Source organism: Kribbella soli, from assembly GCF_004331345.1.
Taxonomy (GTDB): Bacteria; Actinomycetota; Actinomycetes; order Propionibacteriales; family Kribbellaceae; genus Kribbella; species Kribbella soli.
The window spans coordinates 512,508-530,036 of the sequence record NZ_SJJZ01000005.1 but is presented as its reverse complement, the minus strand read 5'-3'; the positions used below and the strand labels follow the sequence as shown (position 1 = coordinate 530,036).

The window sequence follows — 17,529 nt, the reverse complement described above, 5'->3', positions numbered from 1 at the left end:
CTCAGATCGCCCCCGCTCGGGTGAGTTCGCGCTCGATCTGGCGCTGGGCGTCGGCCCAGGCCTGATCCGGATCCTTGCCGGAGGCCTCGACGTTCACGAGTTCGGAGCTGATCGGCGTGTCGATGATGCTGTCGTACGGCGAGAAGTAGGCGCCCGGGTACTTCTTGGCGGATTCCGCGAACACGTCGACGATCTTCTGACCGCCGAAGAACGGATCGGGCGCACTCAGCCGGGAGTCGGTGTAGCTGGCCGGCGTGGACGGGAACAGGACCGGGTCCAGGAACGCCTGGGCCTGGTTCTTCGCCGACTCCAGCCAGCTGATGAACGCGAACGCAGCCTTCGGGTTCTTGCAGTACTTCGTGATCGCCAGGAAGGACCCGCCCCTGTTGCCGGCACCACCAGGAGCCGGCGTGACCCGCCAGAGTCCCTTCGTCTTCGGCGCCGCGTTCTTCGGCCCGAGCTGGGCCCACCAGACGGCCCCGATGTACGCGACGAGCTGGCCGTTGGTGACGACCGCGTTCTTGTCGGTCGAGTTCTGCGCGTTCGCCGAGAGACCTTCCTTGACCACCCGGACGGCGAGATCGAAGGCCTGCCGGACGTGGTCCTGATCGCCGAGGTACTGCCCGTCCGGCGTCATGTAGCGCTTGGACTGCTGCGCCATCCGGTAGGAGTAGATACCGGTGATGTTGTCGGTGATCGCGGAGCCGGGTACGGCCTGCTTGAGCTTCTTGCCGAGCGCGATGTAGGTGTCCCAGTCCGGGGCGAGCCCCGCGACCGCGGCCGGATCGATGTCGACACCGGCCTTCTGGAAGATGTCGGTCCGGTAGAACAGGGCCGTCGGCCCGGTGTCCATCGGATAGGCCATCATCTTGCCCGCCGGCGTGATGCCCCACTTCCACTTCCAGGGCAGGAAGTCCTTCTCCAGCTCCTTTGCGCCGAGCTCGTTCAGGTCGTAGAACTGGTCGGCGTTCGGGAAGTACGTCGCGACGTCGTCGTTGATCGCGACGATGTCCGGGACGAGAGACTTGCCGGCCAGGGCGGTCAGTACCTTGGTCTTGTAGTTGGAGCCGATCCGGGTCATCGCCAGCTTCATGCCGTCGTACCCAGGAATCGACTTCTCCGCCTGGCCGATCAGGTCGTCGTTGACGGACCCGACCCAGGTCCACATGCTGAGCTCGTTCGAGCCGCCCAGCGAGCTGCGGGAACCACAGCCGGTGAGTCCCGCGGCGGCTAGAGCGGAGCCGGCAGCGAGGAAGTGCCTTCTGCTCAGGGTCATAGCCTCACCTGGCGCTTTCTGTTGGATTTCGCCGGAAGGTGTCCACATATGTTTACGTAGCCATTAGGTAAGCGCATACCGACTGAACCGGTCAAGCCTCCGATGACAAGATTGGGTTTCATGAGTCCCAGCGCAGTCCTCTTTGATGCCGATGGCGTCGTGCAGCGTCCGAATCGCGACTGGTGGGGTCAGCTGACCTCGCTCGTACCCTCCGGCGGCGACGCATTCGTCGCTGACCTGATGGCGGCCGAGAAGCCGGCGCTGGTCGGGAAAGTCGACTTCCGGGACGCGCTGGCCGACGTACTGCGGCGCTGGAACTCACCGGCATCGGTCGACGAGGCGCTCGAGCCGTGGACCTGGTTCGTCGCCGAGCCCGAGGTGATCGCGCTCATCCAGTCGCTGCGTTCGGCCGGCATCGGGTGCCACCTGGCGACCAACCAGCAAGGGTACCGGCGGGCGATCATGCAGGACGAGCGCGGGTACGGCGCCTGGTTCGACCGGACGTTCTACTCGTGCGACCTCGGGCTGGCCAAGCCGGACCCGGCGTACTTCCGGGCGATCCTCGGCGCGTTGGAGCTGCCGGCTTCGTCGGTGCTGTTCATCGACGACAACGTGGCCAACGTGGCGGCCGCTTCGAGCGTCGGGGTGCGGGCCGAGGCGTACGACCTGTCATCCGGCGTACCGGCCTTGGTCGACCTGCTTCGGCGCTACGACCTGCCGATTCCGGGCTGAGGTCTTGTGATGACGTGAAGGCTGTGACATCGTCTCCCGGCAGATGACAACGTAGGACAGTCCACCAGCCGCTCCCTGGAGGCGACCACATGTCCGACCGCCGCCGCACGCTCTCCCGCCGCAGTGCGCTGGGCCTCACCGCGGGCCTGGGTCTCGCCGCGACCGTCTCACCGTCCCTCGCGTTCGGCGCTGCGCCTGCTCCGTCGGCGTACCCCAAAGGACAGCGGCCGCGGATGCTGAACGTGTTCGCCGAGGACTCGCTGAGCCTGCCCGAGCGGACCCTGGCGACGACGCTGCAGGGCCTGATGGCACGGGGCGGCAGCGAATCGCTGTACCTGAACCTGCCGACGCTCGGCTACCAGCACTGGCTCGACGGCCTGGTGTCGCAGTACGGCGTCCGGACGCGGCCCGGAGACCTGTGGAAAACCGTCAAGCGGTCCGGCGTCTCCGGATATCTTCTCTTTCGCGCGGGCACCCCGTCGGTCAACGTCGCGACCACGCTCGCCGGCGTGACGGGTGCCGTGGCGATCGAGGAAAGCTTGGAGGCACTCGCGATCCGGAACGGGTTGCGCAAGGTCCTGGACGTGCGGGACAAGGACGACCGCTGGGTGTTCGAGACGTACTGGCCCCGGCTTCGGCACGATGTCGCGGTCGAGCAGCGCGCGGACATCCCGGAGCGGCTCCGGGACTACGTCACGATGGCCGGGACGCTCGCCTTCTTCGACGGCAACTCGGAGTTCCGCGCCGACGTGGTGGACGCGCTGGACGACGACGGCACAGTCATCGGCTGGGGCGACGCCTCGGCGGGCGAGGACGCCTTCATCGGCGTGAACTCGGCCACCGGCGTCAAAGCCCTGCCCGCCGACCACGCCCGCAACCTGTCGGTGCTCTCAGGCATTTACGAAGACCGCCTGACGCAGCACGTCTCGGCGCAAGCCCCGACTCCGGACCCCGACGCGCATTACGTCACCTTCCTGATCACCGACGGCGACAACATCCAGTGGGCTCTTGGCGACTTCCCCACCGATCCGCGGTGGTTCGGGAGTCCGCGCCGCGGTGAGGTCGACCTCGGTTGGGGCATCTCTCCGTCGCTGATCGATCTCGCGCCGTCCGTCATGCGCTGGTTCTACGACCAGTCGCGCAAGGACCGCTGGGTGGTCGGCCCGTCCGGCGGCGGCTACATGTACCCGAGCCGCTACCCCGCCGCCGCGCTGGACAAGCACACCGCGTCGCTCGCGCGGGCCATGGGGCGGGCCGATCTCTCGGTCGTGCAGATCATCGACTTCGACGCGTTCAAGAACACGCGGCTCTGGTCGTCGTACCTCAAGAGGCCCGAGATCGACGGCCTCATCTACCTCGAGTACTCGAGGTACGACGGTCTGAAAGGCAAGGTCGTCTGGTCCGAGGGCAAGCCCGTCATCTCGGCCCGCACCATGCTCTGGGACGGCCTCGACGGCGCCGACGAGGCGTCCGTGACCGCAGAACTGAACGCCGCGACCCGCAATCCCTACTCCACGGCCGGCTACTCCGTCGTCGTCTGGCACGCCTGGAGCAAGTCCGTCGACAACGTTCTCTCCGTCGTCGACGGCCTCGCCCCACACGTCAAGGTCATCCCGCCCGACACGCTGGTCCGGATGGTCGGACAACACGCCAAACCGTAGCCGCGGTCAGGTGCGGGGGACTTTGAGCTTGTCCCAGGTTTCCTTGCCGGGGATTCCGTCGGCGTCGGAGCCGGGTTGGGCGACCGAGCCCTGGAAGCCGAGTTTCTTCTGCCAGGCGGAGTAGGACTTGAGGTCGCCGGTGCCCCAGGTGTCCTTGTTCGTCTGGGTTTCGTACTTGTTGCAGCCGACGGCCACGAGCCGGTTGTGCATCGCCGCGATGATCGGGCTCTTGCGGCCCATCACGAAGAACGACTTGCCTGGGAACGTGACGAACCCGGTGCGCGGCCCGGCCGAGTGCACGTACGACGGCCGCCCGTAGCCGGCGATCGTGCTGGACATCCGCGTGTGCCGGCCGCACTTGTTGCTGTAGTTGCCCTCGATCGTGTAGACCTTCGAGCCGCTGACCCCGGTGACGAGTCCCACGTGGTCGATCCGCGCCTTGATGTCGGTGCCGTCCCAGTCGAAGAAGACGATGTCACCGCGCCGGATGCCCGCGATGTCCACGTGCCACTGGCTGTGGTTCTTGAACGCCTTCGCGTGGGCCGTGGTCAGTGCGAAGTCGCCGCCGAACGTCACCGCGGCCTCGTTGTCCGAGTGCCAGGCCCAGAACGTGATCGACGCGTCGCACCACGCGAAGTTGCCCGCGAACGCCGAGCCGTTGCGGTCGCGGTACCACTTCTGGATCTTGTTCGGCTCGCCGAGTCCGATGTCGAGCTCGGCGGTGTGGATCATGTCCTCGAGGCCGCTCATGATCCGGCCCCGCCGGAGTACGTCGGTGCCGGGTCGGCGACCCGCCCCCGGCCGTACTCACCGTCCTCGGCGGGCCCGAACTCGGCCTCCAGCTCCTCCGCCTCGTTGTCGATGTCATGGTCGAAGCTCGGTTCGACGAGCAACTTGGCCTGCTCTTCCTGCGACATCTCGTCCGGCAACTCGTCCAACTCTTCCAGCGACGGCCGCCCGTTGTCGGTCATGGCAATGCCTCCCCCTCACCACGATGAAAGCCCCCAGCCCTGATCCCTTCATCATGCTCCAGCCCGTGAGGTTCGACTACAGCTCACGGAAGTACACCGCCACCGGCAGTTTCACGCATCCGATTGACTCGTAGAACGCGCGCGCCGGCGCGTGGAAGTCGTCGCCTCCGGTGCCGATCTCGACGTACTCCGCGCCCTCGGCTCGCATCGCCGCGAACGCGTGCTCACAGAGCACGGTCGCGATGTTGGAGCGGCGGTGCTCACGCGCGACTGCCAGGAGCTCGACTGTGGCATGGCGGCGGGCGGTGTCGAGATGCCAGGCGACGTACCCGGCAGGTACGTCGTCAGCGACCGCAACGGCGACGTACTTGTGTGCGGCCGGATCGTGCAACCCGGCGACCTGCTTGCGGTAGTCGCCGCGCCAATCGCCGTGCTGGCGGGTGAAGATCAGGTCACCGACCAGCGGCCGGAACGATTCCTCGTAGAACGGCCCGAACGTGTCGATGGTGAGGTCGATGAGCCGGGCCAGGTCAGCGTCGACGTACGGACGAAGGTGCATGGAGCGTGCCTCTCGCGAGTGAAGGAGAAATCCGGGCAGGCGCGACCGGCCCACCGCACGCGCGCAGGCGACGGGGGTGGGCCGGGATCAGCGCCGGGTACGCCCGGCGGCGAAGCACTCCATGTCCGCGATGCTAGCGAGCGACCGGCGGTACGGCGACCGGAATCGTGTGGATCTGCCCGGTCCGCGGGCCGTTGGTGAGGCGGCCGAGGTTGTCGGCGATGCTGTCGTCCATCCGCCATTCCGCGGTCAGGATGCACAGCGTCGGGCCGTCGAAGTCGACCAGGCCGAGCGCGAACGGCGCCCGGTTCGCGGGGAGGTCGATGCGCTCGAGGATCTCGCCGCCCGCCGCGACGCGGACCACGCCCTCGCCGCCGGTCTGGCACCAGATCGCGCCCTCGGCGTCGAGGCAGATGCCGTCCGGGCCGAGGTTCTCGGCGTACACGCGGCGGTTCGACAACCCGCCGTCCGGCTCGACGTCGAACGCGGTCAGCCGCCCGGCGAACGACTCCGCGATCACCAGCGTCCGGCCGTCCGGCGTGAGAATCATCCCGTTCGGAAACTGGATGTCGTCGGCGACCTGCCGCACCTGGCCGTCCGGTGTGACCAGCTTGATCCAGCCGGGTTTCGGCGCCTCGCCACCGGCGAAGTCGAAGTCCGCACCGTCCAGATAGATGTTGCCCTGGGCATCCACCACGATCTCGTTCGCGCCCTGCTCGGCGAGCACGGTGATGGTGCCGTCGGGCTCGTACCGGCGCAGCTTGTCGCCGGTGGTCAGCATCCGGCCGTCCGGCAGCCAGTCGACGGACCAACCCATCAACCGTTCGACCGGCGCCTCGAAGGATTCGGTCTTGCCGCCGGCGTCGACAGCGATGATCTGCTGCGCGATCCAGTGGCAGAACCACAACCGGCCGTCGTGCCAGCGCGCCGACTCAGGAAAGGCCAGGCCGTCCAGCAGAAGCTTCATCACGTCACCTCGTTCGTCGTTTTTCGGGCTCGTTCACCCTCTACACGAACGAAGCCCGGTCAGATCGACGGCTGAGCAGAAAGAGTACGGCGATCAACGGCAGCGTCACGAGGTACGCCGTCCGCAGATCGACGACTCGTGCGAGTACGGCGAGGAGCGCCGGCGCGACCAGGATCGCCGTACCCGAGGCCATTGCACCGACCGCGGCGAGGCGGGCCGAGCTGAGACCGGGGGTCGCGACGAGGGCTGCGAGCGTCACCGGATACAGAGGGGCAACTCCGAGACCGGCCACGACCAGGCCGAGTGCGACCGCAGCCGGCGCGTCGAACAAGCTCACCAGCAACGTGCCGCAGGCGGCGAGTGCGCCTGACGGGAACACCGGCGACCACCCGCGGTAGCGGATCGGTCCGATCGCGCGGCCGACCGCCATACCGATCGGGAACGCACTGCCGAGCAGCGCGGCCGCTGCAGTGGGCAACCCGCTGGCCACCAACCGCGCCACCGCCCACACCACGAAGCAGAACTCGACGGAGACTGCGAGCACGACCCGGAGCCATCCCGCGCCGACGTCCATGACGACCCGCCGCCCCACTCGCCGCCACTTCTGCCCCAGGCCGACAGCCGGAGCCGAATCAATCAGCACCGGCACGCCGGCCCCTGGCCGCTCGCCTTCCGCGCCGCGCTCCGCTGTTGCCCGGGGCGGTCGAGCGCGCCGAGTTAGCACCGCTAGGAAAAGGAGCGGTGGCGCGGCGGCAAGCATGGCGTAGCGCCCGCTGGGGCCGAGACCGTCCAGGGTGCCGATTGCTAGCGGCGCTAGGATTCCGGTCCCGCTGGCGACGGCGTTGACCCGGCTCAGGCGGGCGGCGGCCGTCGGGCCGTTGAGCATCAGCGGGGCGACCAGGACGAGGAGCGCGCCGCCGAGGCCGACCAGCAGCCCACCGGCGATAGCTACCGCGTACGTCGGGGCGACGGCGATGAGGACCGCACCTACCGCGCAGACGACCGACCCGAGCGCGAGCACCGTCGGCATCGGCCAGAGCTTGAGCATCCGCGGACCGACCACCGCGACCAGCAGCAGCCCGACCGCGAACCCCGAGGACATCAGCGCCAGCCGGCCGGTCGGCTCGTCGAGATCCCGCGCGAGGATCGCCACACACGCGCCGAGCCCGGCCAGCACGAACCCCATCGCGGACAGCGCGATACCGATACGGATCTCGTCGCCGCGGGCACCGCTCCGCGGCGGAGCCTGTGCGTCCGCGGTCATTCCAGACCTTTGAACAGCGCGTCGAGCCGGTGCAGATCAGCCAGCTCGATGTCCGCCGAAATGCCCTTCAGACCGGCCGTGAGCGCACCTGCCGCCTGACCGGCCGACAACCCGACCACAGTGTCTTCGACTACCAGACACTGCGTCGCGGGTACGCCGAGAAGCTCGGCCGCCTTCAGGTACCCCTCCGGGTCCGGCTTGCCACAGCTGACGTCGTCGACCGTGACGAGGATCGACGGCGCGATCCCGGCCGCGGTCAGCCGCACCTTCGCGAGCTGGGCCGGCGCACTGGTGTAGACCGCCCACGGCAGACCGATCCGGTCGAGCGTGTCGAGCAGCTCCAGCGCCCCCGGCTTCGCCACCACACCGTCGACGTCGTTGACCTCGAGCTCGAGCACCCGCGCCCCCGCCGCCGCACGCTCGGCCGGCGTCGCGTCGGGCAGCATCTGCGCGATGGTCGCCACCGCGGGGTTCCCGTGCGCTACGGCGAGCACCTCGGCCGGCGATACGCCGTACTCGATCGCCCAGCGACTCCAGCTCCGGTCGACGATCGCGTCGGAATCGACCAGAGTGCCGTCCATGTCGAACAGGACCGCGCGGATGTCCCGGATCTCCATGACCCCTCCCATTAAACTCGTCCTCCGAGCATAACGGGAAGGGCAGCGATGACTCCAGTACGTCGTGGACAGTGGCAGACGGCTGCGGACGTGCTGACCCAGCTCACGCGTCAGCCCGGGATCACGCGGGCGGCCGTCGCGCGGGCGCTGCGGTTGAGCACGGGTTCGGCGACCGAGGTGACCGCTCGGCTACGCGACGTACAGCTGCTGACTGAGGTACCTGCGCCCAGTCAGGGCCGTGGTCGGCCGACCACGGTGCTGCAGCCGCATCCGCACGGACCTGTGGTGCTCGCACTCGACCTGCGACAGAGCAGTTGGCGGAGTGCGGTGGTAGAGCTCGACGGGTCGCTGCAGGAGCCGCAGTACAGGCGGCACCGGAGTCGGCGCGCACAGGTGGTGCTGAACAACCTGCGGCGTGAGGTGGAGCAGGCGCAGCAGCGGTACGGCGCTCGGCTCCAGATGGTCAGCCTCGCCGTACCAGGCACTGTCCGTGACAACCACCTGATGCAGGCCCCGACGTTGGAGTGGGTGGAGCTGGACCTTGCACAGGTCATTGGCGACACCGGCGTACCGCTGCTTGCTGGCAACGACGCGACGCTGAGTGGTGTGGCCGAGGCGCGTACTGGCGCTGCTGCGGGAGCTGGTACGGCGGTACACCTCATCATCGAGGTGGGTATCGGCGGAACGCTCCTGATCGACGGGGTGCCGGCACAAGGCGCTTCGGGTGCAGGTGGCGAGTACGGCCACATGCCCTTTGGTGACCGTTCCCGTACCTGTCCGTGTGGTGCACGTGGCTGCTGGGACCTGGAGATCGACGGACGCGCTCTGGCGCGCTACCTCAAGCAGCCGACGCCGGATGACCCCGTTGCCTACACAGAAGAGGTACTGCGGCGCACTGACCGGGCTGCCCGCGCTGCAGTGACCAGAGTGGTCGCCGCACTGGGCTACGGGATCGCAGGTCTCGTGAACGCGCACGACCCGGATGTGGTCACGATCGGCGGCCTGGCGATCCCCCTGCGAGCAGCCGCGGAGGACACCTTTGCGGAGGCGTACGAGAGCGGTCTGATGACGTTCCACCGCAGTACTCCCCCACCCGTGCTGCCGGCCACGCACCAGCCAGACGGGCCGCTCCGTGGCGCGGCCGCGCTGGCACTCGACCACCTCACCACCGAGCCGGCCATCGCAGCCTGGGTCGCCCAGCGCTAGTCGGCCACCTCTGCGCCGTCAGCCGCCTCTTCTGCGGCCTCCACTGCCTCTTCGACCTTGGGCTTGGGGACGATCGGGGGCTCTACCTTCGCAAGGATCTCGAGGATGTCGTGCCGGTGGTGCTGGATCTCGTGGGCGGTGTGCCGGATGATCCAGCCCAGCGTGCGCGGCGCCCGGACCGGGTAGTTGTACAGCCCCAGCTTCCCCAGCTCCTGCGGCTGCAGCACCCGCGCCGCCGCCCCGAACTCGCGCGCGAACCGCACCAGCGCGGCCGCGACCTCCATCGGGTCCTGGTTCTCGTACTTCTCCTGCTTCACCCGCCCGGTCCGGTCCATCGGCGCGTACACCGGCCGGTCCTCGGCCAGGCACTGCGCGATCCGGTGCCGCTGCACCTCGAGTACGTCGCGCACGTGGCACGCGTACTCGATCGCCGACCACACGTCCGGCTCCGGTCGCAGGCGCACCACGTTCGGGTCCGGACCGGCCGCGGCCTTCGTCAGCGCCATGCTGCAGTCCGCCGACTGCCGGACGAGCAGCGTCACGGTGCCCTGCAAGGTCCCGGTGTCGTAGTTGAAACCGCACTGCTCGCAGTACCCGTCGACCGGGGGCTGCTGCTTGCTCAACTGCTGCTCCCTCTGAATCTCCACGCATGATCAACCGGACCGATGCCGTCGCCGAGCGCGAACCCGGCCGCGATCGCCCCGGTCACGTACTCCTTCGCAGCGCCGACAGCACCCGGTACGTCGTACCCACGAGCAAGGTACGACGCGATGGTGCTCGCCAGCGTGCATCCCGTGCCGTGGGTGTGTCTGTTGTCGGCCCGGAGCGCGCTGTACGAACGCCGTACCCCTGGACCGTGCAGTACGTCGACCGACGCCGTACCGACGTCGTGGCCGCCCTTCACCAGCACCCAGGACGCACCTGCCTCGAGCAGAGCCTTCGCAGCGAGCTCCCGGTCCTCTACCGTCTCCAGGTCGATGCCGGAGACCGGTCCGAGCTCAGTGAGGTTCGGAGTGAGGACTGTAGCCAGCGGGACGATCTCCGCGCGCACGGCCTCCATCGCATCGGCCGCGAGCAGTGCGTCGCCGTGCTTGGACACCGACACCGGATCGACCACGACCGGCACCTCCGGCGGCAGGGTCCGCAGCAGCGACGCGACGACGCGAACCATCGACTCGGACGCCAGCATGCCGGTCTTCACCGCGTCGACCCCGATGTCGTCCACCACACTGCGGAACTGGGCCCGGACCTGCTCCTCCGGCAGCTCCCAGGCGCCCTGGACGCCGACGCTGTTCTGCGCGGTGATCGCGGTCAGCACGCTCATGCCGTGCACACCGTTCGCGAGCATCGCCTTCAGATCCGCCTGGATCCCGGCCCCGCCGCCGGAGTCGGAACCGGCGATGGTCAGCACTCTGGGGGGCGGCATCTCAACTCCTGAAATGGGCGTGTCCGGTGTCCGCAGCATACGGCGCGCCGTCCACGGTCACCGTCCCGGCCGGTCGCTCCTCGTTGCCCTCAGCAACCGAGCCGATCACGGTCCAGCCCTCCGGGACGTCGGCCGGCTCGAAGGTACCGACCAGAGCGTGGTCCTCGCCGCCGGTCAGCACGAACTTCAGCGCGTCCACACCGGTCGCCGCAGCCACCGCCTGCAGCGGCTCAGGCACGGTCAGCGCCTTCGTGTGCACGTCGATGATCACCTGGCTCGCCGCCGCGATATGGCCTAGGTCGGACAGCAGGCCGTCGCTCACGTCACACAACGAGGAGGCCCCGGCGAGCGCGGCCCGCGGACCCTCGGCGTACGGCGGCTGCGGGCGCCTGTGCGCCTCGACCACGGCCCGTGGCGAGCGGAACCCGCGAGCGAGCACCGCCCAGCCCGCCTCGGCCCAGCCGAGCCGACCGACGTACGCGACCTCGTCACCCGGGCGGGCACCCGAGCGCAGCACCGGAGGACGGCCGTCCAGCGAACCGAAAGCGGTCACCGACACGACAATCTTGTCGGACTGGACCGTGTCGCCGCCGATGATGCTGGCCTCGACCAGCTCGCACTCGTCGGCGATGCCTTGGTTCAGCTCCAGCGCCCAGGCGGTCGGCAGCTCGGCAGGGCCGCCGAAACCGACCACGAGCGCGGTCGGGCGGGCACCCATCGCCACCACGTCGGCCAGGTTCTGTGCGGCGGCCTTGCGGCCCACGTCGTACGCCGACGACCAGTCCTGGCGGAAGTGCCGGCCCTCGACCAGCAGGTCCGTCGTGATCACCATGCGGCCGTCCGGCACCGCCATCACGGCCGCGTCGTCACCAGGACCTACCAGGACGTCCTCACCTGTGGACAGCCCTTTGGTGACGGCCGCGATCAGGCCGAACTCACCCGTGCTCCCCAACGTCTCTGTCACGTCAGCAGACCTCCCATATCGCTAGGCGGAGTCTAGGCGGTACCGTGACCGGGCAACGAAGAGTACGCCCGGCCGCCCCGCAGTACGCCTGTGGGTGACCGGAGCCAGCTGAGGACGACTGAGTGGAGAACGACGTGGTGGTCCAGGCCTACATCCTGATCCAGACCGAGGTCGGCCGTGCGGCCGACGTCGCGGCACAGATCGCCGAGGTCCAGGGCGTCACCCTGGCCGAGGACGTCACCGGTCCGTACGACGTGATCGTCCGCGCGGAAGCCCGCAACGTCGACGAGCTGGGCAAACTGGTGGTTGCCCGGGTCCAGAACGTTCCCGGCATCACCCGCACGCTGACCTGCCCCGTCGTCCACATCTGATTCTCCGGCACGAGGACCGCCACTTCTCAGCATGCCTAAACTCCCATCCACCGGACCAGCCCGTGTCCGGACCGTTGGTGCTGCACTCTGTCTGCTGCTGATCGCCGGGTGCAGTCCCGGGCCGACGCCTGTGCCCGTGCCCTCCCCCGCGCCCGAGGTCGCCGCCGCCTGCGCCGACCTGGTCAAGGCACTCCCCGCCAAAGTCCTCGACGCCGAACGCCGCGAGGCCTCGCCGAAGAGCCCTCTGACCACGGCGTACGGCGACCCGCCGATCGAAATGACCTGCGGCGTGACACCCCCGGCCGGCATGGCCGAGGCCCAGTCTCAGTGCTTCGAGGTCAACGGCGTCGGCTGGTTCGCCAAACAGGTCGAGAACGGCTTCATCTTCACCACGATCGGCCGCTCCCTCTACTTCGAGGTCGCAGTCCCCTCCGAATACACCCCCGAAGCCAACGCCCTCACCGACGTCTCCGACGCTGTCCACAAATTCGACAAACTCGTCACCCCCTGCACCTGACGACTGCGTCAGTCGATCAGGTCGGCGAAGACCACCAGATTGGCCTCGTACTTCTCCGACACTGCATCGAGCCCACCGCACGTGATCAGTCGCAGCCCGGCGTGGTCGATATCGCCGTAGATTGCGGCGCTCGGGAAGCTGGCCTTCGGGTACTCCTTGACCCGGCTCACCCGGAACGTTGCGGTTGAGTGGTCCTGCCGGGCCACCATGATCTTGTCGCCGGGCTTCAGCGAGGCCAGCCTGGCGAAGACACCGGGCCGGCCGGCCCAGCGGACGTGGCCGGCAATAACGGCCGGGCCTGTCTCGCCGGGTGTGGGAGCACCGGTGAACCATCCGGCCGGGAAGCCGTTCGGCGGCACCTGCAAACTGCCGCTGCGGGTGATACCAAGACGCATGAGGCGTGAATCCACCCCGATCGCGGGAATCCGCACCCGGATCGGGGTGGACGACCGCAGCGAGGCCGGCTTTCCGCGCCTCTGACCTTGGGGTGATCGTCGGGACGGTTCGGCGGATGGCTCCGTGCGGAGTGTTGGACTGTCCTTGCCTACCGCAAGGGTTGGTCTCCCGGTCGGGCCTACCGCAAGCGTTGGTGTCCGGGTCGGTGCGCCCGTGTTCTGTGTGCTCGGTGTGCTCGGCGTGGGTGTGATGACGGTGGTGGTCGGCGCGGCGGCTCCGCTCGCGACCTCGACTGAACGTGCGCCTTGAGTCTGCCCCGTGCCCGACTCAGTGCTACATCCGGTCAGAGTGAGGATGGTCGCGAGGAACAGAACCGCCGCGCCCGTCCTCATGGGGTGCCGGCCACGATCCCCCAGAACCACGGGAAGGTCGGCGGCCCCACGAGGAGGATCGACAAGCCGGACGCGTCACCCGTTCCGACAGGGCCCCCCGGAGTCCTCGTGACCTGCGGCGGCCTAGGCGAGACCGTCGGCACCGGCGGTGTCGTCGGCGGTGTCGTCGGCGGCGTGGTCGGCGGCGTGGTCGGCGGTGTCGTCGGCGGTGTCGTCGGCGGCGTGGTCGGCGGTGTCGTCGGCGGCGTGGTCGGCGGCGTGGTCGGCGGCGTGGTCGGCGGCGTGGTCGGCGGCGTGGTCGGCGGCGTGGTCGGCGGCGTGGTCGGCGGCGTGGTCGGCGGCGTGGTCGGCGGCGTGGTCGGCGGCGTGGTCGGCGGCGTGGTCGGCGGTGTCGTCGGCGGAGTCGTCGGAGGCGTGGTGCTGCAGGTCGGTTTGGTGAGGGTGTTGGTGTCCAGCGTCACCGACCCGTTTCGAGCCAGCATCCGGCCGACCGCAGTGGCACCGGTGTTCATCGTGATCGAGGCCAGCGCCAGGACAGTCCCGCGGAACTGGGTCGCCGTACCGATCGTCGCCGAGCTACCGACCTGCCAGAACACGTTGCAGGCCTGAGCACCGTTGGTCAGCACCACGCTGCTGCTGGACGCCGTGGTGAGGGTGGAGCCCGCCTGGAACACGAAGACCGCCCCCGCGTCGCCTTCGGCGTTCAGAGTCAATGCGCCGGTCAGCCCCATCGAGGAGGCCGAGTTGTAGACGCCCTGGGTCAGCGTCTTGCCGCCCAGATCGTCGGTGATCGGCGTCGGCGGCGACTCCCCGGCGGCGACGTTGTAGGCCGTGACCAGATCCTTCTTCGCCTCCTGGGTCACGTTGTCGCCGGCGTGGTTCGTTCCGGTGATCGTCATCGTTCCGGTGCCGGTGATCGCCGGGTTCGGGAAGCTGCCGATGTCCCCCGTCAGCACGGTCGGTCCGGTGTTGGTGATTCCCGCTCCGGCCAGGACCACGAAACTCTCGTCGGTGCCGAGTGGCACCGCCACGGCTGCGGCCTGCGCATCGCCTCCGGTGACGAGCAAACCGCCCGCGGACACGACGAGTGCAGCGGAGACCGCCAGTACGCTCAGCCGTAACCGGCCGAGTGTGGGCGCATAGGTGGGCAACTTCATGATCGGTTTCACCCTCAGTCCATCGATAAGCCGCCTGATCGGTGACAGGACGACTTGTTGTCCGGGCAGTTCGTAGGAGGATCCGCGGTCGCAAGAAATGACATCGAGCGATCCGGGACAGGTCCAGGCCCGGTAACAGGACATCGGGAGATCGCCACGGGCAGCAGAAACTTCGCTGTCCCGCCATCGTGCTGGCGTCCCGTTCGATCAGCGGCGGCCTTGCGGGCCGTCTCACGCCGATCACAATTCGTTACAGGTAGATGACGCTAGGTCAGTGATGACTCACTGTCAACAGTCTGATGCGGGCGCTCGGCAATCAACTGCGGTCGTTGCTTCATTCAACTAGTACCGTGCCGCGATCTACCGCCGATGCGATCGCTGTGCCACGGTTCCCACCGGCATACTCGCTGGTGAGGTCGGATTCGTCGGCTGGTGGTGTCCGGTTGGGGATCTCGGGTGCGACGTCTCGGGTGGAGGCGCCCGCGGTGGGTGCCCGGATGACGGGAGTGATCGATGAAGTACATGATCCTGACGTACGCGTCGCAGCAGGACTACGACGGGATGGCGGGGAAGGACACGGGGAAGCCTGCCTGGAAGCCGGAGGACTTCGCCGCGATGGGGGCGTTCATGGAGAAGTTCAACAACGAGCTGATCGAGTCGGGTGAGCTGGTCGAGACGCGCGGGCTGGCGGCGCCGGTGCTGACCCGGCGGCTGGGGTCGAAGGACGGGCAGTCGGTGGTGACCGACGGGCCGTACGCCGAGACGCAGGAGGTGCTCGCGGGGTACTGGATCGTCGAGTGCGAGTCGTTCGACCGGGCCACGGAGATCGCTTCACGACTCGCTGACACTCCGGCACCCGAGTTCGCCCGCGCGACGGCGTACGCGGACATCCGCCCGCTCGTCGAGGGCCGCGACGATCTGGTGGAGTGATCGACGATGACCGCGCTTCTGGATGGGCTGCCGGCGTGGTCATGGGACTGTGACTCATGACCGCGCCGCTCGAGGACCTGATGCGCGAGCTGACGCCGCAGGTTCTTGGGGCGCTCGTCCGGCGGTACGGGCACTTCGACACGGCTGAGGACGCGGTGCAGGAGGCACTGCTCGCGGCGGCGCAGCAGTGGCCGCTGGACGGGGTGCCAGACAGTCCGCGTAGCTGGTTGATCACGGTCGCTTCTCGTCGACTGACGGATCTGCTCCGGCGGGAGCAGGCCCGTCAGCGGCGGGAGGAACGGGTCGCGACCTGGGCCCTGCAGGGTGAGCCGGTCGGCGACGCGGACGACACCCTGGTGCTGTTGTTTCTGTGCTGCCATCCGTCGTTGTCGCCGGCATCGCAGATCGCGCTGACGTTGCGCGCGGTCGGTGGTCTGACGACGGGAGAGATCGCGCGGGCGTTCCTGGTGCCGGAGGCAACCATGACGCGGCGGATCACCCGGGCGAAGGCGAGTGTGCAGGACAGCGGCGCGCGGTTCACGATGCCGGCCGATCGCGACGAGCGGCTGGGAGCGGTGCTGAAGGTCGTGTACCTGATCTTCAACGAGGGTTACGCGAGTACGACGGGCCCGAGCCTGCAACGCGTCGAACTGGCAGCCGAGGGGATCCGGTTGGCGCGGCTGCTGCACAGGCTCCTTCCGGATGATGCCGAGGTCGCCGGGTTGCTGGCGTTGATGTTGCTGACGGACGCGCGGCGGCCGGCGCGCACGGGGCCGCTCGGCGAACTGGTGCCGATGGCGGAGCAGGACCGGTCGCTGTGGATTCCGGAGCTGATACGGGAGGGCGTCGAACTGATCACGGCGACACTGCCCCGCGGACCGGTCGGGCCGTACCAGTTGCAGGCGGCGATCGCGGCAGTGCACGACGAGTCCCCGACGGCCGAGGACACGGACTGGCGGCAGATCGTCGCGTTGTACGAGGTACTGCTACAGCTCACCGACAACCCAATGGTTGCCCTCAACCACGTAGTCGCGGTCGCAATGGCGCGAGGCCCGGACGAAGGGCTCGCGTTGCTCGGGTCAATCGAGCACGACGACCGAATCGCCAAGGACCACCGCCTATCGGCAGTCCGCGCGCACCTACTGGAGATGTCCGGCGACACCCCCGGCGCAAGAGCCGCATACGAAGAAGCAGCAAACCGAACCACCAGCATCCCCCAACAACGCTACCTCCGAACCCGCGCCAACACCCTCCCCAACACCTGACGCCCCATCCGCCGCACCACATCCGCGGCACCACATCCGCCATACCCCGCCCGCGCCACACCCCGCCTGCGCACACCCGCGCCGCACCCGCCCGCGCCACACACCCCGCCTGCGCCCACCCGCGCCACATCCGCTGCGCCCGCCCGCGCCTCATCCGGTGCCCCCCGTCCGCGCACATCGCGTTCCGCGGCCCGTCCGCGCCTCATCCGCTGCGCCCCATCCGCCCCACATCCGTTCCGCGCCCCGCCCAGTTCTGGGGGCGGTACCTGCGTGGCGGGGGCGTTGAACAGGTTATTTCCTGGGCACTCGCACCAGTTCCTGTGCACCGACCCCCAGTTTGAGCCAGCAGGCTCCCGGGCCGACGGCGGCCGGCGGCGGGGGCGTTGCCTGCGTGCCGGGGGCGTTGCCTGCGTGGCGGGGGCGTTGAACAGGTTATTTCCTGGGCACTCGCACCAGTTCCTGTGCACCGCCCCAGTTGAGCCAGCAGGCTCCGAGGCCGGCGGCAGTGGGCAGGCGGCGGGGACGGGGCCTGCGTGGCGGGGGCGTTGCCCGCGTGCCGGGGGCGTTGCCTGCGTGCCGGGGGTGTTGGACAGGTTCTTTCCTGGGGACTCGCACCAGTTCCTGTGCACCGGCCCTCAGATGAGCCAGCAGGCTCCCTGGCCGGCGGTAGTGGGCAGGCGGCGGGGCGGTACCTGCGTGGCGGCGGCGGTACCCGTGTGGCGGCGGCGGTACCCGTGTGGTGGGGGCTGGGCTCGTGTGGCGGGGGTGTTGGACAGGGTATTTCCTGGGCGCTCGCACTAGTTCCTGTGCGCCGGGCCCAGTTCAGGCGGCAGGCTCTGGGGCCGGCGGCGGGGGCAG

At 68.8% G+C, this 17,529-nt stretch carries 19 protein-coding genes; 7 read left to right on the top strand and 12 right to left on the bottom strand.

Features of this window, described 5'->3' with window-relative positions:
• Position 1 precedes the first annotated feature (1 nt).
• Positions 2-1,276 (bottom strand): ABC transporter substrate-binding protein, encoded by a 1,275-nt coding sequence (locus tag E0H45_RS38220; RefSeq protein WP_131346933.1) that lies wholly within the window; start codon positions 1,274-1,276, stop codon positions 2-4.
• Between the two features lie 120 nt (positions 1,277-1,396).
• Between E0H45_RS38220 and E0H45_RS38215 the strand changes: the two genes are divergently transcribed.
• Both E0H45_RS38215 and E0H45_RS38210 read left to right on the top strand, forming a co-directional pair.
• Positions 1,397-2,008 carry an HAD family hydrolase gene (locus E0H45_RS38215; RefSeq protein WP_131346931.1) on the top strand — a complete coding sequence of 204 codons (612 nt, stop codon included), beginning with the start codon at positions 1,397-1,399 and terminating at the stop codon, positions 2,006-2,008.
• An 89-nt stretch (positions 2,009-2,097) separates the two neighbouring features.
• A complete protein-coding gene (locus tag E0H45_RS38210) occupies positions 2,098-3,669 on the top strand; it encodes a GxGYxYP domain-containing protein (RefSeq protein ID WP_131346929.1) in 1,572 nt (523 codons plus the stop codon).
• Between the two features lie 6 nt (positions 3,670-3,675).
• Here the strand turns inward: E0H45_RS38210 and E0H45_RS38205 are convergent, their stop codons facing one another.
• From E0H45_RS38205 to E0H45_RS38180, 6 genes are all read right to left on the bottom strand, one after another.
• Entirely contained in the window at positions 3,676-4,419 is a 744-nt protein-coding gene (locus E0H45_RS38205) for a peptidoglycan-binding protein (RefSeq protein WP_165546749.1), read from the bottom strand.
• Positions 4,416-4,640: a hypothetical protein gene (locus tag E0H45_RS38200; protein ID WP_131346928.1), complete on the bottom strand. Its 225-nt coding sequence runs from the start codon at positions 4,638-4,640 to the stop codon at positions 4,416-4,418. Before E0H45_RS38200 ends, E0H45_RS38205 begins: the two co-directional genes overlap by 4 nt.
• A 76-nt stretch (positions 4,641-4,716) precedes the next feature.
• Entirely contained in the window at positions 4,717-5,199 is a 483-nt protein-coding gene (locus E0H45_RS38195; RefSeq protein ID WP_131346926.1) for a GNAT family N-acetyltransferase, read from the bottom strand.
• Between the two features lie 133 nt (positions 5,200-5,332).
• Positions 5,333-6,166, bottom strand: a complete 834-nt coding sequence (locus E0H45_RS38190) for an SMP-30/gluconolactonase/LRE family protein (protein ID WP_131346924.1) — start codon at positions 6,164-6,166, stop codon at positions 5,333-5,335.
• A gap of 40 nt (positions 6,167-6,206) precedes the next feature.
• Positions 6,207-7,430: an MFS transporter gene (locus E0H45_RS38185; protein WP_131346922.1), complete on the bottom strand. Its 1,224-nt coding sequence runs from the start codon at positions 7,428-7,430 to the stop codon at positions 6,207-6,209.
• On the bottom strand, positions 7,427-8,047 hold the full coding sequence (locus E0H45_RS38180) for an HAD-IA family hydrolase (RefSeq protein ID WP_131346920.1): 621 nt from the start codon (positions 8,045-8,047) through the stop codon (positions 7,427-7,429). The genes E0H45_RS38185 and E0H45_RS38180 overlap by 4 nt, the downstream gene beginning before the upstream one ends.
• Before the next feature lie 48 nt (positions 8,048-8,095).
• On the opposite strand from E0H45_RS38180, the gene E0H45_RS38175 reads away from it, so the two are divergent.
• Positions 8,096-9,253 (top strand): ROK family transcriptional regulator, encoded by a 1,158-nt coding sequence (locus tag E0H45_RS38175; protein WP_131346918.1) that lies wholly within the window; start codon positions 8,096-8,098, stop codon positions 9,251-9,253.
• On the opposite strand, the gene E0H45_RS38170 is transcribed toward E0H45_RS38175, so the two are convergent.
• The 3 genes from E0H45_RS38170 to E0H45_RS38160 are packed head-to-tail and all read right to left on the bottom strand — an operon-like array spanning position 9,250 to position 11,643.
• Positions 9,250-9,876: a DinB family protein gene (locus E0H45_RS38170; RefSeq protein WP_131346916.1), complete on the bottom strand. Its 627-nt coding sequence runs from the start codon at positions 9,874-9,876 to the stop codon at positions 9,250-9,252. The genes E0H45_RS38175 and E0H45_RS38170 overlap by 4 nt on opposite strands.
• Positions 9,873-10,679 (bottom strand): bifunctional hydroxymethylpyrimidine kinase/phosphomethylpyrimidine kinase, encoded by an 807-nt coding sequence (gene thiD, locus E0H45_RS38165; RefSeq protein WP_131346914.1) that lies wholly within the window; start codon positions 10,677-10,679, stop codon positions 9,873-9,875. Before thiD ends, E0H45_RS38170 begins: the two co-directional genes overlap by 4 nt.
• A 1-nt stretch (position 10,680) precedes the next feature.
• A complete protein-coding gene (locus tag E0H45_RS38160) occupies positions 10,681-11,643 on the bottom strand; it encodes a thiamine-phosphate kinase (RefSeq protein WP_131346912.1) in 963 nt (320 codons plus the stop codon).
• A 134-nt stretch (positions 11,644-11,777) separates the two neighbouring features.
• On the opposite strand from E0H45_RS38160, the gene E0H45_RS38155 reads away from it, so the two are divergent.
• Positions 11,778-12,014, top strand: a complete 237-nt coding sequence (locus E0H45_RS38155; protein ID WP_170990044.1) for an Lrp/AsnC family transcriptional regulator — start codon at positions 11,778-11,780, stop codon at positions 12,012-12,014.
• A 136-nt stretch (positions 12,015-12,150) separates the two neighbouring features.
• The gene (locus E0H45_RS38150) at positions 12,151-12,531 is read left to right on the top strand and encodes a DUF3515 domain-containing protein (RefSeq protein ID WP_238155628.1); all 381 of its coding nucleotides are present in this window, start codon (positions 12,151-12,153) and stop codon (positions 12,529-12,531) included.
• Between the two features lie 8 nt (positions 12,532-12,539).
• Here the strand turns inward: E0H45_RS38150 and E0H45_RS43520 are convergent, their stop codons facing one another.
• Both E0H45_RS43520 and E0H45_RS38140 read right to left on the bottom strand, forming a co-directional pair.
• Positions 12,540-13,319 (bottom strand): class F sortase, encoded by a 780-nt coding sequence (locus tag E0H45_RS43520; RefSeq protein ID WP_131346909.1) that lies wholly within the window; start codon positions 13,317-13,319, stop codon positions 12,540-12,542.
• Positions 13,316-14,476 carry an ice-binding family protein gene (locus E0H45_RS38140; protein ID WP_165546747.1) on the bottom strand — a complete coding sequence of 387 codons (1,161 nt, stop codon included), beginning with the start codon at positions 14,474-14,476 and terminating at the stop codon, positions 13,316-13,318. The genes E0H45_RS43520 and E0H45_RS38140 overlap by 4 nt, the downstream gene beginning before the upstream one ends.
• Positions 14,477-14,989: 513 nt before the next feature.
• Here E0H45_RS38140 and E0H45_RS38135 point away from each other — a divergent pair.
• Complete coding sequence (locus E0H45_RS38135) at positions 14,990-15,406, top strand: YciI family protein (RefSeq protein WP_131346905.1); 417 nt, start codon at positions 14,990-14,992, stop codon at positions 15,404-15,406.
• Positions 15,407-15,462: 56 nt separating this feature from the next.
• A complete protein-coding gene (locus tag E0H45_RS38130; protein ID WP_131346903.1) occupies positions 15,463-16,671 on the top strand; it encodes an RNA polymerase sigma factor in 1,209 nt (402 codons plus the stop codon).
• The last annotated feature ends 858 nt before the right edge of the window (positions 16,672-17,529 follow it).

Excerpts from the sequence above, each read along its gene's own strand:
- E0H45_RS38220 (WP_131346933.1), bottom strand. The coding sequence starts at position 1,276 with ATGACCCTGAGCAGAAGGCACTTCCTCGCTGCCGGCTCCGCTCTAGCC.
- E0H45_RS38215 (WP_131346931.1), top strand. The coding sequence starts at position 1,397 with ATGAGTCCCAGCGCAGTCCTCTTTGATGCCGATGGCGTCGTGCAGCGT.
- E0H45_RS38210 (WP_131346929.1), top strand. The coding sequence starts at position 2,098 with ATGTCCGACCGCCGCCGCACGCTCTCCCGCCGCAGTGCGCTGGGCCTC.
- E0H45_RS38205 (WP_165546749.1), bottom strand. The coding sequence starts at position 4,419 with ATGAGCGGCCTCGAGGACATGATCCACACCGCCGAGCTCGACATCGGA.
- E0H45_RS38200 (WP_131346928.1), bottom strand. The coding sequence starts at position 4,640 with ATGACCGACAACGGGCGGCCGTCGCTGGAAGAGTTGGACGAGTTGCCG.
- E0H45_RS38195 (WP_131346926.1), bottom strand. The coding sequence starts at position 5,199 with ATGCACCTTCGTCCGTACGTCGACGCTGACCTGGCCCGGCTCATCGAC.
- E0H45_RS38190 (WP_131346924.1), bottom strand. The coding sequence starts at position 6,166 with ATGAAGCTTCTGCTGGACGGCCTGGCCTTTCCTGAGTCGGCGCGCTGG.
- E0H45_RS38185 (WP_131346922.1), bottom strand. The coding sequence starts at position 7,430 with ATGACCGCGGACGCACAGGCTCCGCCGCGGAGCGGTGCCCGCGGCGAC.
- E0H45_RS38180 (WP_131346920.1), bottom strand. The coding sequence starts at position 8,047 with ATGGAGATCCGGGACATCCGCGCGGTCCTGTTCGACATGGACGGCACT.
- E0H45_RS38175 (WP_131346918.1), top strand. The coding sequence starts at position 8,096 with ATGACTCCAGTACGTCGTGGACAGTGGCAGACGGCTGCGGACGTGCTG.
- thiD (WP_131346914.1), bottom strand. The coding sequence starts at position 10,679 with ATGCCGCCCCCCAGAGTGCTGACCATCGCCGGTTCCGACTCCGGCGGC.
- E0H45_RS43520 (WP_131346909.1), bottom strand. The coding sequence starts at position 13,319 with ATGAGGACGGGCGCGGCGGTTCTGTTCCTCGCGACCATCCTCACTCTG.
- E0H45_RS38140 (WP_165546747.1), bottom strand. The coding sequence starts at position 14,476 with ATGAAGTTGCCCACCTATGCGCCCACACTCGGCCGGTTACGGCTGAGC.
- E0H45_RS38135 (WP_131346905.1), top strand. The coding sequence starts at position 14,990 with ATGAAGTACATGATCCTGACGTACGCGTCGCAGCAGGACTACGACGGG.
- E0H45_RS38130 (WP_131346903.1), top strand. The coding sequence starts at position 15,463 with ATGACCGCGCCGCTCGAGGACCTGATGCGCGAGCTGACGCCGCAGGTT.